This is a genomic window from Mycetocola saprophilus, from assembly GCF_000718085.1.
Lineage (GTDB): Bacteria > Actinomycetota > Actinomycetes > Actinomycetales > Microbacteriaceae > Mycetocola > Mycetocola saprophilus.
Map to the genome: position 1 here is coordinate 549,015 of NZ_JOEC01000001.1, position 15,305 is coordinate 564,319.

13 protein-coding genes are annotated in these 15,305 nt (G+C 67.4%); 9 read left to right on the top strand and 4 right to left on the bottom strand.

All coding sequences use genetic code 11. The annotated features are described in order from the left end of the window. Positions 1–130 precede the first annotated feature (130 nt). From IE92_RS0102450 to IE92_RS0102470, 4 genes are all read left to right on the top strand, one after another. Complete coding sequence (locus tag IE92_RS0102450) at positions 131–1,984, top strand: dihydroxy-acid dehydratase domain-containing protein (protein WP_030143294.1); 1,854 nt, start codon at positions 131–133, stop codon at positions 1,982–1,984. Positions 1,985–2,013: 29 nt separating this feature from the next. Beyond that, positions 2,014–2,952 carry an inositol monophosphatase family protein gene (locus IE92_RS0102460; protein WP_051701505.1) on the top strand — a complete coding sequence of 313 codons (939 nt, stop codon included), beginning with the start codon at positions 2,014–2,016 and terminating at the stop codon, positions 2,950–2,952. A 374-nt stretch (positions 2,953–3,326) separates the two neighbouring features. Next, entirely contained in the window at positions 3,327–4,232 is a 906-nt protein-coding gene (locus tag IE92_RS0102465) for an HpcH/HpaI aldolase/citrate lyase family protein (protein ID WP_051701539.1), read from the top strand. Between the two features lie 117 nt (positions 4,233–4,349). Further along, positions 4,350–5,735, top strand: a complete 1,386-nt coding sequence (locus tag IE92_RS0102470) for a glycerate kinase (protein WP_030143296.1) — start codon at positions 4,350–4,352, stop codon at positions 5,733–5,735. Positions 5,736–5,786: 51 nt separating this feature from the next. On the opposite strand, the gene IE92_RS0102475 is transcribed toward IE92_RS0102470, so the two are convergent. Beyond that, complete coding sequence (locus tag IE92_RS0102475) at positions 5,787–6,143, bottom strand: hypothetical protein (protein WP_030143297.1); 357 nt, start codon at positions 6,141–6,143, stop codon at positions 5,787–5,789. A 71-nt stretch (positions 6,144–6,214) separates the two neighbouring features. Between IE92_RS0102475 and IE92_RS0102480 the strand changes: the two genes are divergently transcribed. Further along, positions 6,215–6,838: a TetR/AcrR family transcriptional regulator gene (locus tag IE92_RS0102480; protein ID WP_051701506.1), complete on the top strand. Its 624-nt coding sequence runs from the start codon at positions 6,215–6,217 to the stop codon at positions 6,836–6,838. Positions 6,839–6,844: 6 nt separating this feature from the next. On the opposite strand, the gene IE92_RS0102485 is transcribed toward IE92_RS0102480, so the two are convergent. Both IE92_RS0102485 and IE92_RS0102490 read right to left on the bottom strand, forming a co-directional pair. Further along, positions 6,845–7,225 carry an RNA-binding S4 domain-containing protein gene (locus tag IE92_RS0102485; RefSeq protein ID WP_030143299.1) on the bottom strand — a complete coding sequence of 127 codons (381 nt, stop codon included), beginning with the start codon at positions 7,223–7,225 and terminating at the stop codon, positions 6,845–6,847. An 85-nt stretch (positions 7,226–7,310) separates the two neighbouring features. Then, positions 7,311–7,514: a cold-shock protein gene (locus IE92_RS0102490; RefSeq protein WP_030143300.1), complete on the bottom strand. Its 204-nt coding sequence runs from the start codon at positions 7,512–7,514 to the stop codon at positions 7,311–7,313. Positions 7,515–8,393: 879 nt separating this feature from the next. Here IE92_RS0102490 and IE92_RS0102495 point away from each other — a divergent pair. The 3 genes from IE92_RS0102495 to IE92_RS0102505 all read left to right on the top strand — a co-directional run bounded on the left by IE92_RS0102495 (position 8,394) and on the right by IE92_RS0102505 (position 10,485). Then, positions 8,394–8,870, top strand: a complete 477-nt coding sequence (locus IE92_RS0102495) for an FHA domain-containing protein (RefSeq protein ID WP_043321433.1) — start codon at positions 8,394–8,396, stop codon at positions 8,868–8,870. A 61-nt stretch (positions 8,871–8,931) separates the two neighbouring features. After that, a complete protein-coding gene (ftsR, locus tag IE92_RS0102500) occupies positions 8,932–9,585 on the top strand; it encodes a transcriptional regulator FtsR (protein WP_169740212.1) in 654 nt (217 codons plus the stop codon). Between the two features lie 351 nt (positions 9,586–9,936). Further along, positions 9,937–10,485 (top strand): MerR family transcriptional regulator, encoded by a 549-nt coding sequence (locus tag IE92_RS0102505; RefSeq protein ID WP_030143303.1) that lies wholly within the window; start codon positions 9,937–9,939, stop codon positions 10,483–10,485. Between the two features lie 413 nt (positions 10,486–10,898). On the opposite strand, the gene IE92_RS0102510 is transcribed toward IE92_RS0102505, so the two are convergent. Continuing rightward, the gene (locus tag IE92_RS0102510) at positions 10,899–11,744 is read right to left on the bottom strand and encodes a ParA family protein (protein WP_051701507.1); all 846 of its coding nucleotides are present in this window, start codon (positions 11,742–11,744) and stop codon (positions 10,899–10,901) included. Positions 11,745–11,829: 85 nt separating this feature from the next. Between IE92_RS0102510 and IE92_RS0102515 the strand changes: the two genes are divergently transcribed. Further along, a complete protein-coding gene (locus IE92_RS0102515) occupies positions 11,830–15,237 on the top strand; it encodes a pyruvate carboxylase (protein ID WP_030143305.1) in 3,408 nt (1,135 codons plus the stop codon). Positions 15,238–15,305: the final 68 nt, after the last annotated feature.

Sequence of the window (15,305 nt, forward strand, 5' to 3'; positions counted from 1 at the left end):
GACTCGGGCCGCGATGATCGGGCACCCGTGCCCGTGCCCGTGCCCCTGCCCGTGCGCGTGCCCCTGCCGATCGGGCTGGACTCGGCGCCGGCCCCGATCCGCCTCCTGCCCACCCGAGAGAAGCGACCCGATGTATACACCGCGTAGTGCCGAGTGGTTTGTAGGCGAATCCGAAATCTCGGTCATGCACCGGGTCGCGCTACGCAACTCGGGGGTGACCGAGGACCTGGAATCGGGACGGCCGCTGATCGGCATCGCCGACTCCTCCTCGACCCTGAACCCGTGTAACCTCCCGCTGCGATCCCTGGTGGAGGATGCCGAGCGTGGCATCCGCGAGGCCGGCGGGATCCCCGTGGTGTTCCCGGTGATGAGCCTCGGGGAGGACCTGATGAAGCCCACGGCGATGCTCTATCGCAACCTGCTCTCGATCGAGGTGGAGGAGTACGCGCGCGCGTATCCGCTGGATGGGCTGATCCTGCTGGCCGGCTGCGATAAATCGCTGCCCGGTGCCCTAATGGGGGCGGCCAGCGCCAATCTGCCCACCCTCGCGGTGGTGAGTGGTCCGCGCGCCGCCGGGGTTCTCGACGACGCGCGGCTGGGCACCGGCACGGCCCTCTGGCGTGCCGACCATGAGCGGCAGAGCGGCACCCGAGATTCGGACGCCTGGAAGAGTTTCGAACGGGCGCTGGCCTGCGGTCCCGGAACCTGCAACACAATGGGGACGGCCTCGACCCTGGCGATCCTCACCGAGGTGCTCGGCTTCATGCTCCCCGGGACCGCGGGGGCTGCCGCCGGAAGCGTGGCCCGGGCGGAGGCCGCCTATCGCAGCGGGATCACGCTGACCGAGACGGTGCTGCGCGCGGATCCCGCGGACACCCCGCAGCGCATCCTCACCGAGTCGGCCTTCCGCAATGCGCTGGTGGCGCTGTGTGCGTTGGGCGGGTCACCCAATGCGGTGATCCATCTGATCGCGCTCGCCGGACGGGTGGGCATCACCCTGGACGGCGATACGCTGGATCGCATTTCCCGGGAGGTTCCGGTCATCGCGGACATCGAACCGGCCGGGGCCGGGCTGCTCGCCGACTTCGACCGCGCGGGCGGGACCCCCGCCCTGCTCCACACGCTGGACTCCCTGATCGATGCGAACCTGCGCGCCGCCGACGGACGCCCCTGGCGCACGCACCTGCGCGCCGCCGAGTCGGTGCCGGAGCGGAGCCCGGTTGCGACCGCAGACGGTACCGAAGCGCATCCAGTTCCCGGCCTAGATGCGACCGCCGGTGATACCGGGCGCGAGCCATCCGCCCGGCCGGGGCATCCCGCCGGGAGCACGCGACCGATCCGCCCGCTCACCGATCCGGTGGCCCCCGAGGCGTTTGCCGTCCTGCGGGGCAATCTGGCCCCGCGCGGTAGCCTGCTCCGCCTGGCCACCGCCCCCGAGCTGCGCCGCGTGCACACCGGCCCGGCGCTGGTCTGGCACAGCTACGCGCAGATGCGCCGCGAGATCCACGATCCCACCCTGGCGGTCACCCCGGACACCGTGCTCGTCCTCACCGGTGCCGGACCGGTGGGAGCCCCGGGCATGCCCGAGTGGGGAGTGATCCCCATTCCCCGGGTGCTCGCCGCCCAGGGGGTCACCGACATGCTGCGGATCAGCGACGGCAGAATGTCCGGGACCGCGTTTGGATCCTGCATCGTGCATGTGAGTCCCGAGGCCGCGATCGGTGGACCCATCGGGCTCCTGCGCACCGGTGACCTGATCTCCCTGGATCTGGACGCACGCTCCCTGAACGTCGACCTCACCGAGGCGGAGCTCGCCGTGCGTCTGGCGGCCCACATTCGTCCCGAACCCGCCGACCTGCGCGGATGGCCGCTGCTCTACCGCCGTCACGTGGGCCAGGCCGATACCGGCTGCGACTTCGATTTCCTCACCGCCCACACACCCGAACAGCGCCGGGTGGTGCAGCCCGTCGTGGGGCTGTCCTAGCCGCCGCGTCCCAGAAAGCGAGCGCGTCCATGACCGCCACTTCCGCATCAGCCCCAGGCTCCGTCCCCGCCTCCACCGAGCATGCCGCCCCCGCCGCGCCCCCTACCCCCGCGGCCCGGACCGGCACCGCCGAGACCGTGGCCTCCGATCACGCGGCTCCCACGGAGCACGCCGTCCCCGCGGCCCTGCGCGCGCTCGCCGAATCCGCCGCGCTGCGGGTTCGCGAGCACATCCTCGAGCGTCGGCGCACGGGCATCGGTGCCGTGGATACCAAGTCCTCCGCGATCGACGTGGTGACCGAGGTGGATCGCGAGGCCGAACACCTGCTGCGCGACATCCTGCTGACTGCCCGTCCCGAGGACGGTTTCCTCGGCGAGGAGGGTACCGCGCAGATCGCCGGGACCAGCGGCATCGTCTGGGTGGTCGATCCGATCGATGGGACCACCAACTTTGTCACCGGTGCCGGACCCTTCGCGGTGTCGGTGGCCGCGGTCAGCGCCCCGGGCGACCCGGCTCGGTGGCGCGCCTATGCCGGCGCGATCGCGCTGTGCCTGGGCAATACCGCGACGGAGCTGTTCTCGGCCCACGCCGGCGGCGGCGCCACCGCGGATGGCCGGACGGTCAGGGTGCTGGCCGGTGCCGACCTGAGCGCGGCGATCATCGCGACCGGACTGGCGTATGACCCGGCCATTCGACGCCGACAGGCGGCGACCCTGGAAGCTCTCACCCCGCGGGTGCGGGATCTCCGGATCGGGGGATCGGCTGCCGCAGACCTGTGCGCGGTCGCCGCGGGACACGTGGCCGCCTATGTCGAGCGCGGTCTCGCACCCTGGGACTGGGCCGCCGGTGCGCTGATCGTCACCGAGGCCGGGGGCGTCCTCGCGGGAGAAACCGGGGACCGCCCCGATGCCGAACTACTCCTCGCCGGTGGCGCGGGCATCGTGGCCACCCTGCGTTCCCTCGTCTAGACCGGTTTCGAGTGCCCCGCCACATCCGGTGCCCGGGTTTTTGTCTGCCCCGCCAGACGCGGGCGATTTTCGGCAAACCGACGGTTTGGCGCGGTGGCCCGTGTGGGTCGCGGCGGACATCCCCGAAATCCCGCGGATTTTGGGTGTGCGGGTATCCATCCCGGCAACAAAAGTTTCCGCTCCGTGTCTGTCGCGACCGGGGATAAACCGCGTGGTCATCGCGGAGTTTCGCACCCCTCGGCGTGTACGTGGCGGGGTCGGGTTACGATGGACGCTGGCCCGCCCCGTGGTGCCGCTCGCGACGTCGCGACCCGTGAATGGACGAGAGTACCCGGGCATGCGTGCCTCCGGTGAACACATTCCGCGGCTGGGGAATGGGAAAGAGTACAAAATTGAGTGAACCGCTGACCACGAATACCATCGACCTTCCCTCGACTCGGCGTCGTACCGCGGTACCCGCGGACCTCGCCCGCTCCTGGCTGCTGGTCAACGCCACTCAGCCCGACCTGATCGAGCAGGGTGTGCGCTCCTCGGCCGACGCGGTCATCCTGGACATCGAGGACGCCGTGGACCCGAGCCGCAAGCCCCAGGCGCGCGAGGACGTCGCCCGCTGGCTGCACACCGAGGGCAACAGCGCCTGGGTGCGGATCAACGACTACACCACCGAGTTCTGGCGGGACGACCTGGAGGCCCTGCGTCACGCGCCCGGCCTGCTGGGGGTCATGCTGGCCAAGACCGAGGATCCCGAGCAGGTCACCGCGACCCACCAGATCCTCGGCGGGCAGCGTCCCGTGGTTGCCCTGGTTGAGTCGGCCCTGGGCATCGAGGACGCCGGTCGTATCGCCCGTGCGCCCGGTGCCTTCCGCCTGGCGTTTGGCTCCGGCGACTTCCGTCGCGACACCGGCATGAGCGCCGACCGTGAGGCGATGGCCTACCCGCGCGCCCGCCTGGTGGTTGCCAGCCGCGCGGCCGGCCTGCCCGGTCCGATCGATGGACCGACCGTGGGCGAGAGCCACCCGATCCTGCGCGAGCAGTCGGGCATCACCGTGATGATGGGCATGACCGGCAAGCTGTGCCTGAGCGCGGATCAGACCCCGGTGGTTAACGAGGTCATCAGCCCGACCCGTACCGACGTGAGCTGGGCCAACACCTTCCTGCTGGACTTCACCGCCCGCGGCGAGATCGTCCGCGACGGATCGGACCTGCCGCGCCTCGGCCGCGCCCGCAAGATCATGGCGCTGGCGGCCGCGTTCAACGTGCGCCCCTTCGACGCCGACTAGACCGCTTCGACGATGCCCGGCTTCGCCTTCGCGGGGCCGGGCATTCGTGTTTGTGCCGTGGATCCGGAGCGCCCGCTAGGCTGGTGCCACCCCAGGCTGGCCAACGAAGGCGGACCCATGCGCATCGTCATTGCGACCGACAAGTTCAAACACTCCCTCGACGCCCGCGCCGTGGGTACCCATCTGGCGCGTGGCCTGCGCGCGGCCGCCCACGCCGCGGGAGCTTCGGAACCGATCATCGACATCGTGCCCCTGGCCGACGGCGGGGAGGGCACGCTGCGCGCCGCACTGGAAGCGGGCGCGACCGAGATCCCGGTGCGCGTAGTCGGGCCACACGGTACCCCGGTCTCGGCATCATTTGCCCTGTTCCCACCCGCCGATGCCACACCCGCATCCGATTCCTCCGGAGTGGCGGCAATCGACCGAGCAACCGCCACCCAGGCAACCGCCACTCAGGAAGCCGAAACCGCGGCTACAGCCACACCCGCGGACCCACCCTCCGAGTCTCGCACCGCGTTGGTTGAGCTGGCCGCAGCCTCCGGACTCGACCTGGTGCCGCCGGATCGTCGAGATCCCGGCGCGGCCACCACGGTGGGCACCGGCGAGCTGATCCGCGCGGCCCTGGACCGTGGGGCCACGCGAATCATTCTCGCCGTGGGCGGCAGCGCCACCACCGACGGTGGTGCCGGTCTTCTCACGGCCCTGGGCGTGCGCCTGCTGGATCACTCCGGGGACCCGATCCCACCCGGGGGTCTGGGGCTGGAAAGCCTCGCGACTGCGGACCTCTCGACCCTCGACCCGCGGATCAGCGCCACCGAGTTTGTTCTCGCCTCCGACGTGGATAACCCACTGTGCGGCCCGCGCGGGGCGGCCCGGGTTTTTGGGGCTCAGAAGGGTGCCGACGAGGATCTTCGCGCGCGCCTGGACGCCGCCCTGGCCCGCCTGGTGGCGGTACTCGCCGCGGCAGAGGCCCCGGAGTCCGACCTGGTCCAGCATGCTGCGAGTTCTCCGGGGGCGGGTGTCGTGGCCGATGCGGTGTGGGGTGCCGCGAGTTCTCCGGGGGCGGGTGTCGTGGCCGATGCGGTGTGGGGTGCCGCGAGTTCTCCCGGGGCCGGTGCCGCGGGTGGGGTCGGTTTTGCGGCGCTGGGGATCCTGCGCGCCGAGCGGCGTCCCGGCATCGACGTGGTGTGTGAACTCACCGGTGTGGACCGGCTCATTCGGGGCGCCGACCTGGTCATCACCGGCGAGGGCAGCCTGGATGCTCAGAGCCTCGGCGGCAAGGTTCCGGTGGGGGTGGCCGAGGCTGCCCATCGAGTGGGTGTGCCCGTGCTGGTCGTGTGCGGGCGCTCGGAACTCACCCCGGCGCAAGCACGGGACGCCCACCTGGGTCGCGTGTTTGCCCTCGCCGCGATTGAGCCCGATCCCGCGCGCAGCATGGCCGAGGCGGGCCCACTGCTGGAGCGTCTCGCCGCGGATATCTGGGACGCGATCCCCACGCTCTAAACAGAAAACCCCGCCGGGCGGGATGCCCGGCGGGGAAAAGAGGGAGGGGGACTAGCGAACCACAACCGCCACGATGATGTTCACCACGGTCAGCCCGGCCACGGTGGGAATCACCCAACCGGCCAGCGGCTCCTTCTTCTTGTTGATCAGGGCGATCACCAGGATCGCCACCAGGATCAGCAGCTTGATGCCCACCTTCATGTGGTCAACCGTCACGTCGGCGTTCATTTCAGCCAGGGCGACCAGTCCCAGGCCGCTGACCAGCTGCAACCACGACCCGTGCAGGATGCCGGGAACCAGGCGTGCCGTGCCGGTCTTAATGGCCTTGATCTGGGTCATTGCCCCGCCCAGAATGGCGGCCAGACCCACAAAGTGAAGGATGAGCAGAACGTTTCTCAGGATCTCCATGCTTAAAACCCTATCCGACAGATTGTCGGAATCATTACACCTTTTGGAGGATGGTGGGAGATACTTGAGTCATGCCACGTATCACCGCGCCCACCGTAGCCGAGCACCGCTCGCGTCGTCGGGATGAGCTGATCCAGGCCGCCACCGAGGAGCTCCTGGAGTCCGGTGTCGACGCCGTCACGCTTGCCCGGGTGGGTAAGCGGATCGGACTGGCTCGCTCCAGCGTGTACGAGTACTTCAACTCGGCAACCGATCTGCTGGCCGAAATCGCCCTCGGATCCTTTGCCGAGTGGACCGGGGAGATCGAACGAGCCCTGGCCGGTTCGGCCACCGCCTCCGAGCGCCTGGACGGATATATCTTCACCAGCCTGCGCCTGGTCGCCGAGGGCAAGCACGATGTGGCCGACGCGCTGGGTGGAACCCGGCTGCCGGACTACCACCGTCGCGAGGTCATCGAGCTGCACGTGGCGCTGATGTCGCCGCTGCGCGACGCCGTGGACCAGATGGGCGTGGAAAACCCCAGCCTGATGGTGGAACTGATTCAGGGCCTGGTCGAGGCCGGCTCGCGCCGCATCGCCCGCGGGGACGACTACGTGCGCGTCGCGCGCGCCACGATCTCGCTGGTGCACTCGGGGCTGACCCCGGCAACCGGCATCGACACCGCCGTCGGCGGAACCCTCGCCGCCGCACACTAGCCCGCGCTAGTCCCGTTCGAAGCCGCGCAGCTCATCCAGCGCGCGACGCTCCCGCTTGGTGGGACGACCCGCTCCGCGGTCACGCAGAATGGGCGCGGCCGTTTCCAGCTTTGAGGGCCGTGGCGGGGTGTTGTCCTTGGCCGCCAGGGCCGCGGCAGGGGCACCCACCCGCTTGGTAATCAGGCCGGTGACCTCGAGGATCGAATCGAACCCGGCCACGCGCACACGTACCTCATCGCCGAGCTTAACCTGGGTGGACGCCTTGACCGTGTCGCCGTTGACCCGCACGTGTCCGGCACGGCATGCCGTGGTTGCCTGGGAGCGGGTTTTATAGCGTCGTACGGCCCAGAGCCAGCTGTCCAGGCGTACCGAGCCTTCCGTGTTCATGCCCTCAGCTTATCGCCGTGAGTGACCCGGGCAAGACGAAACCCCCGCCGTCCGAAGGGACGACGGGGGTTTCGGGGTTGCGGTATTAGACGCCGCGGATGTTCTCAGCCTGCAGACCCTTGGGGCCCTCAACAGTGTCGAACTCAACACGCTGGTTCTCGTCGAGCGAGCGGAAGCCGCTCGATGCGATTGCCGAGTAGTGCGCGAAAACATCAGCCGAACCGTCGTCCGGGGTGATGAAGCCGAAGCCCTTTTCAGCGTTGAACCACTTCACGGTTCCAGTTGCCATGATTATCTCTTTTCTTTAGGTGACCCGGTACGAGTTTCGAACCGGTTCGTCGCGGTGTTCTGTGCTAGCTCCTGAAGAAAAGCGATCATGTCTTGCGAAGAAGACCTGACTGCCCCAAAACCTGTGCAATACAACAACGGTGCGACAACGTTCATCGAGGATCCTGACAGGTTTTGGTCGAAACCAAAACCCTTCGGGTCTCGTGTGAACGAGTATGAACGCGCAACCGAGGTCCGGTCAACGCGAAGATCTGAGGATTCCTGCCCGGCGGCGAGGCGGCGCGAGAACGGCGCCGAGACCTCGGTGGGGGAGGAGGCCAACACGCCGGGGCGTGAGGCGAGAGACATGGACGGGGTCGACATGTCTGATGCACGCCGCTGAATACCCGGTGCTGAATACAGCGCCGTGGCACCCGCAATGCGGGTCGGCCGGCTCGGCCAAGACACCAGGGCCGCCGTGGCCCGGGTCTGCGTGGTAATGCGTGACATCTAATTTCCGAGGTACCCCCGCGTGCTTTCTGGGGGTGCCCTGTGTTGGTGCGGAGTGTGTCAGCGGGGGACTTCCTCCTCGATGCACATCGAGGCGAACCGCTCAGACACACTGAGCTTGCTTCGTTCACAGTAGCGCAGAATCAAAAGAAACACACCGATTTCGTGCGAAAGTGGCGGGTTATCCCGCGAATTACCGTGAATATGTCCCGCGGGTTGGGGGTATTTGGCGGCGGTTTTTATATTCGACGTTCGGAAAACCGACCCAAAATGACTTCTATAAAGAGGACCGTGCGTTGCACTCCCCAGGGCACGTTCAATCCGATAGGCTGGAAAAAGGAGGTACACGGTGTCAATCCACGAAGATAAGAACCCGCACACACAGTCGTTTGTGCGCCGTCCCGCAACAGGTGACGCGGGAGAACCCGCTGTCGATGCTACGGCTGCTTACAGCCAGGATCTCGGCACCACGGTTGCGCCCATTGATCGCGAGATTTCCGAGGCCGAGCAGTCGGCCATCAACGCCCTGCCTCCGGGCTCGGCGCTGCTGATCGTGCGTCGCGGACCCAATACGGGTGCCCGCTTCCTGCTCGATTCGGATCTCTCCACCGTCGGGCGCCACCCCAACGCCAGCATCTTCCTTGACGATGTGACCGTGTCGCGTCGTCATGCCGAATTTGTGCGCACCCCCAATGGTTTTGAGCTGCGCGACCTCAACTCCCTCAACGGCACCTACCATGCCGGCGAGCGGATCGAGAGCGTCGAGCTGTACGACGGTGCCGAGGTGCAGGTGGGCAAGTTCCGCCTCACCTTCTACCCGTCGCGCCACGACCTGCGTGCCGACCAGCACGTCCCGGGTGACGCCTAACAACGTGTCGGTACAACCCGCTCGTTCACAGACCGGTCACGCGTCCCAGGATTTGGGACGCGTGACCGGTCTGCTCAGTATCGGCCAGGTTCTCGCCCGTCTCTCGGGTGACTTCCCCGATCTGAGTAACTCCAAGCTGCGCTTCCTCGAGGAGCAGGGCCTGGTTTCGCCTCAGCGCACCCGGTCCGGCTATCGAAAGTTTTCCGCCGAGGATGTGGAGCGTCTGCGCCTGATCCTCTCGCTTCAGCGTGATCACTACCTTCCGCTGAAGGTGATTCGCGGCTATCTGACGGATATGGATAACGGCATCACTCCGGTGTTGCCCGGCGGGTCTTCCTCGATGTTGCAGGGTGCGCGCCGCCTCACCCGGGAGACGCTGCTGTCGACCACGGGTGCGCCTGCCTCGCTGCTGACCGAGGCCGTGAGTGCCGGCCTGATCCCCGCGGGGGAGAGCTACGCCGAGGACGCGGTCACGATGCTCTCGACCCTGGTTGCGCTTTCCCGTCGCGGCATTGAGCCGCGTCACCTGCGTGGATTCCATGCGCAGATCGAGCGCGAGGTGGGGCTGATCGAGCGCTCGGTATCCTCCCTGGCGGCACGTCCCGATGCCGCCAGTCGCGCCCGCTCGCTCGAGCAGGCTGCCGAGATCGGCGAGGGGTTTGATCGGGTTCGTACGGTGCTGCTGCGCGCGGCCCTGGACCGCCTGCGCCCCTAGGCTCAGCACCGCCTGGGCCTCTAGGACCCTGCATTGACCGTGTCCCAGGGGCGAGTGCCGTCTGCGCTCCTAGGGTCAAGCGCTGCCAGCGTCCCCCAGGGACGTGCACCGTCTGCAACCCGAAGGCGCGGTGTGTGCCGTACCCTGGCCCGATGCGTGACCCGGGGTTAGACTTATTTTCCCCGGCGACGACACGCCGCCCGGCGGGGTCTCAAGGTCACGGAAGCATTACGGATCGGCCGATTTGGCTCGACACGCCGCACCTTTTTGGGGGGCCTAAGCCGAGAAGTCCGCGGCTGCCGGTAGCGTGGGTTATATCACCCGCCGAAGACTGCAGAAGGGAGCGGGCACATGAACGAACCGGGTTCGGGCACAGGCCCGCGCTACGACCTTGATCCGCTGTTTACGGATGGACTTCCCGAGCTTGATGCCGACGCCGGTTACCGGGGTAACGTCGCCGCTCGCGCTGCGGGGATCACCTATCGTCAGCTCGACTACTGGGCGCGTACCGGCCTGGTAGAGCCCACCATTCGTGGGGCCGCGGGCTCGGGGACGCAGCGTCTTTACGGGTTTCGCGACATCCTGGTACTCAAGCTCGTCAAGCGCCTGCTGGACACCGGAATCTCGCTCCAGCAGATCCGCACGGCGGTCGAGCAGCTGCGCGAGGCCGGGGTCCACGACCTCGCCCAGACCACGCTGATGAGCGATGGTGCCTCGGTTTATCTCTGTACCTCCAACGACGAGGTTATCGACCTGGTGAGCCGCGGTCAGGGCGTGTTTGGCATCGCCGTGGGGAAGGTGCTGCGCGAGGTTGAGTCCACCCTGGTGGAGTTTGATCGTCAGCAGCATGAGCCCTCGGATGAGCTCGCGGCCCGCCGCCGCGGACGGTCCGTTTCCTAGGGGTCCGCGACTCCTCCTCGAGCCAGGGTTATCCCTGGCTCGTTTTGTCTGTCCGGATGGCGCTCGGTCCGCGGGCGTAGGGGGCGTCCACGAGGTCCCCTTTCCGTGCTGAGAGTGAGCTGACCAGTCTCTGAACTTTTCCCAACACGGTCGATTCCTCGGCGTGTCGCGACGCCCGAGCAGCCTGCACGTTTGCGCGAATTGCACCCCGAAAAGGGGCAAAATGGGTGTTTTGAGTTCCGCGATGCCGTCCCCATCCGTACAGGCGGACCCGCAGAGGCGCGGGGAACATCCCGAATACGACGGGATACTGCGTGGCCGGGGTGCCGCCGGCCGCGTACGGCGGGGCCTCCGCACAACAAAACGCGGGCCCGGACCCGAGGGTCCGAGCCCGCGTTGACGGGTGTGTCCGGCTAGTCCGCCTGGATCGCGGCGGCGCGGCTGTTGGAGGGCTGGTCGGGCTCGGCGTACTCGCCCACCCGGCCGGTGCGCAGCACACGCTCGAGCAGCTGATCGAAGTGCTTGGCCATCTCCTGAGCCGAGTCGCCGGGCCAGATGTGGAGCGGCTTGGCCGCGCCCTGGGCCTGCTGCAGCGAGGTGCGCTCGGGCAGCTGGGGGCTCAGCACCAGGGGACCAAACATGTCCCGCAGCTCCTTGATGCGGAACTGGTGCTCCATCGACTGCGAGCGAACGCGGTTGACGATGATGCCCAGCGGCTGCAGCCGCGGGCTGAGTCCGCGGCGGATCTCCTCGATCGCCCGCAGCGCACGGTCGGCGGCGGCGACGGAGAACAGACCGGGCTCGGTCACCACACACACGCGGTCACTGGCCGCCCAGGCCGTACGGGTTAGGGCGTTAAGCGACGGGGCGCAGTCGATGATCACGAGGTCGTAATCGTCTTCGACGTAGGCCAGCGCCTCCTCGAGCTTCCAGATATCCCGGATCGAGGGGTGCGGACCGTCGAAGTTGATGGCCGACGGGCTGCCGATCATCACGTCAAGGGTTCCTGGGTGGGTTTTTGTCCAACCTGAGGGCGCGATCGCCTGACGGACGGTCTTCTCTTTGGGGGACGCCAAAACATCCGCTACATTGAGTCGACCGGCCACCGCGATGTCCATCCCCGTTGAGACGTCGGACTGGGGGTCGAGATCAACCACCAGGGTCCTAACGCCCTTAGCGAAGGCGGCGGAAGCGAGGCCGAGACTAACCGTAGTTTTCCCGACGCCGCCCTTGAGGCTAGAAACGCTAAGTACATGCACAAAACTAGATATTACCTTCACTAAGCTGTCTACACCTAAAACTCGCCTGAAAGATCAGGTAGGCCCCGCTGCCAGAAAGGGTTACATGTTCCAGAAAATTCTCGTGGCAAACCGCGGAGAGATCGCGATTCGCGCCTTCCGCGCCGCATATGAGCTGGGTGCCAAGACCGTTGCCGTCTTCCCGTATGAGGACCGCAACTCGATGCACCGTTTGAAGGCCGATGAGGCGTACCAGATTGGTGAGAAGGGTCACCCGGTACGCGCCTATCTGAACGTGTCGGAGATTATTCGGGTCGCCCTGGAGAGCGGCGCCGATGCAATTTACCCGGGTTACGGCTTCCTGTCCGAAAACCCCGAGCTGGCCGCCCAGGCAGCCGCCCACGGCATCAAGTTCATCGGTCCGGCCAACAATGTGCTGGAGATGGCCGGTAACAAGGTGACCGCCAAGGAGCACGCGATTGCCGCGGGCGTTCCGGTTCTGGTGTCGACCCCCGCCTCGCGGGACATCGAGGAGCTGCTGGCCGGTGCCGAGGGTGTGGGCTTCCCGCTGTTCGCCAAGGCCGTCGCCGGTGGTGGCGGACGAGGCATGCGCCGCGTGGAGACCCTGGCCGAGCTGCGTCCGGCCCTGGAAGAGGCCATGCACGAGGCCGACAGCGCGTTCGGTGACCCCACCATGTTCCTCGAGCAGGCGGTGCTGCGCCCCCGTCACATCGAGGTGCAGATCCTCGCCGATGAGCAGGGCAACGTGATGCACCTGTTCGAGCGCGACTGCTCGGTGCAGCGACGCAACCAGAAGGTTGTCGAGATCGCCCCGGCCCCCAACATCTCCGAGGAGCTGCGTCAGGCCCTCTACCGCGACGCGGTGGCCTTCGCCAAGTCGATCAACTACGCCAACGCCGGCACCGTCGAGTTCCTGGTGGACACCGCCGGGGCGCGCGCGGGTCAGCACGTGTTCATCGAGATGAACCCGCGAATTCAGGTGGAGCACACGGTCACCGAGGAAATCACCGATGTGGACCTCGTCCAGTCGCAGATGCGGATCGCCTCGGGGGAGACCCTGAGCGACCTCGGTCTCGACCAGGACACCCTGGTGATTCGTGGTGCCGCGCTGCAGTGCCGCATCACCACCGAGGACCCCACCCAGGGCTTCCGTCCCGACACCGGCAAGATCACCACGTACCGCTCCCCGGGTGGTGGCGGTATCCGCCTGGATGGTGGAACCATCAACCCCGGCGCACAGATCAGCCCCCACTTCGACTCGATGCTGGCCAAGCTCACCTGCCGCGGCCGCGACTTTGGTGCCGCGGTGATCCGTGCCCGTCGCGCCCTGGCCGAGTTCCGGATCCGTGGTGTCTCCACCAACATTCCGTTCCTGCAGGCCGTGCTGGATGACCCGTCGTTCGAGGTGGGCGACCTGAGCACCTCGTTCATCGATGAGCGTCCGCAGCTGCTCGCGGGACGCGTGTCCAAGGACCGTGGAACCAAGATCCTCAACTGGCTGGCCGATGTCACCGTCAACCAGCCCTACGGTCCGCGTCCGAACACCATCGACCCGGCCGAGAAGCTGCCGGCGCTGGATCTGACCATCCCCGCCCCGGCCGGATCGCGTCAGCGCCTGCTCGAGGTGGGCCCGGCGGCCTTCTCCGCCGAGCTGCGCGCGCAGACGGCACTGGGGGTGACCGACACGACCTTCCGTGATGCTCACCAGTCGCTGCTGGCGACCCGCGTGCGTACCCGCGACCTGGTCGCCGTGGCCCCGTATGTGGCCCGGATGACCCCGCAGCTGGTCTCGGTTGAGGCCTGGGGCGGCGCGACCTACGACGTCGCACTGCGCTTCCTCGGCGAGGACCCCTGGGAGCGTCTGGTCAAGCTTCGTGAGGCACTGCCGAACGTGGCGATCCAGATGCTGCTGCGCGGCCGGAACACCGTGGGCTACACCCCGTACCCCACCTCGGTCACCGACGCCTTCGTGCGTGAGGCCGCCGAGAGCGGTGTGGATATCTTCCGCATCTTCGATGCCCTGAACGATGTTGAGCAGGTGCGTCCGGCCATCGACGCGGTTCTGGCTACCAAGACCGCCGTGGCCCAGGTTGCCCTGTGCTACACCGGCGACCTGCTGGACCCCAACGAGGATCTCTACACCCTCGACTACTACCTCAACCTGGCCCAGCAGATCGTGGATGCCGGTGCGCACCAGCTGGCGATCAAGGACATGGCGGGTCTGCTGCGTCCGGCCGCCGCGACCAAGCTCGTGAGCGCCCTGCGGGAGCGTTTCGACGTCCCCGTGGTTGTCCACACCCACGACACCGCCGGCGGCCAGCTGGCGACCCTGCTGGCGGCCTCGCAGGCCGGCGCGGACGCCGTGGACGTGGCTAGCGCCCCGATGTCGGGCACCACCAGCCAGCCCTCGATCTCGGCCCTGGTGGCCGCCCTCGCTCACACCGAGCGTGACGCGGGCATCTCGCTGGCCGCGGTGAGCGACCTCGAGCCCTACTGGGAGGCCGTGCGCCACGTCTACAAGCCGTTCGAGTCCGGTCTGCCGGGCCCGACCGGTCGCGTGTACCGTCACGAGATTCCGGGTGGTCAGCTCTCCAACCTGCGTCAGCAGGCCATCGCGCTGGGCCTGGCCGACGACTTCGAGCTGATCGAGGACCTCTACGCCGAGGCCAACCGCATCCTGGGCCGCGTGCCCAAGGTGACCCCGTCCTCCAAGGTGGTGGGCGACCTGGCCCTGCACCTGGCGGCGGTCAAGGCGGACCCGGCGGACTTCGAGGCAAACCCCGAGAAGTACGACATCCCGGATTCCGTGGTGGGCTTCATGGCCGGCGAGCTGGGCGACCTGCCCGGTGGCTGGCCCGAGCCCTTCCGCACCAAGGTGCTGGCCGGACGCAACGTTGACATCTCGATCGCCGAGGTTTCCGAAGCCGACGCCGCACTGCTGGATGGCACCTCCGAGGAGCGTCGTTCGACCCTGAACCGCCTGCTCTTCCCGGCTCCCACCGCGAGCTACGAGCGCAGCCGTGAGCAGTACGGTGACCTGTCGATCCTCGCCACCCTGGACTACCTGTACGGCCTGGAGCCGGGCGGGGAGCACGTGGTGGAGTTCTCCAAGGGTGTGCGTCTGTACGCGGGCCTGGAGGCTATCGGTGCACCCGACAGCAAGGGCGTGCGCACGGTCATGACGATCCTCAACGGACAGCTGCGTCCGGTGTTCGTTCGGGACCGTTCGATCACCGTGGAAACCGTGGTTGCCGAGAAGGCCGACGCGGGCAATCCCGCCCACGTTTCGGCGCCGTTCTCTGGAGTTGTTACTCTTAAGGGTCAGATTGGTGATGTTGTGGAGGCCGGAACCCCGGTCGCCTCGATTGAAGCAATGAAGATGGAGGCCGCAATTACGGCCTCGATCGCTGGCAAAATTGAGCGGCTCGCAATCTCCGGCACCCAGCAGGTAGAGGCCGGCGATCTGATCGCAGTGATCGGCGCGAGCGCTTAGGCACGAACTATTCGGTTCGTGCTCCCAGAGCTGGAGGCGAAGGACAATGGCACCACAGGCCGATAATG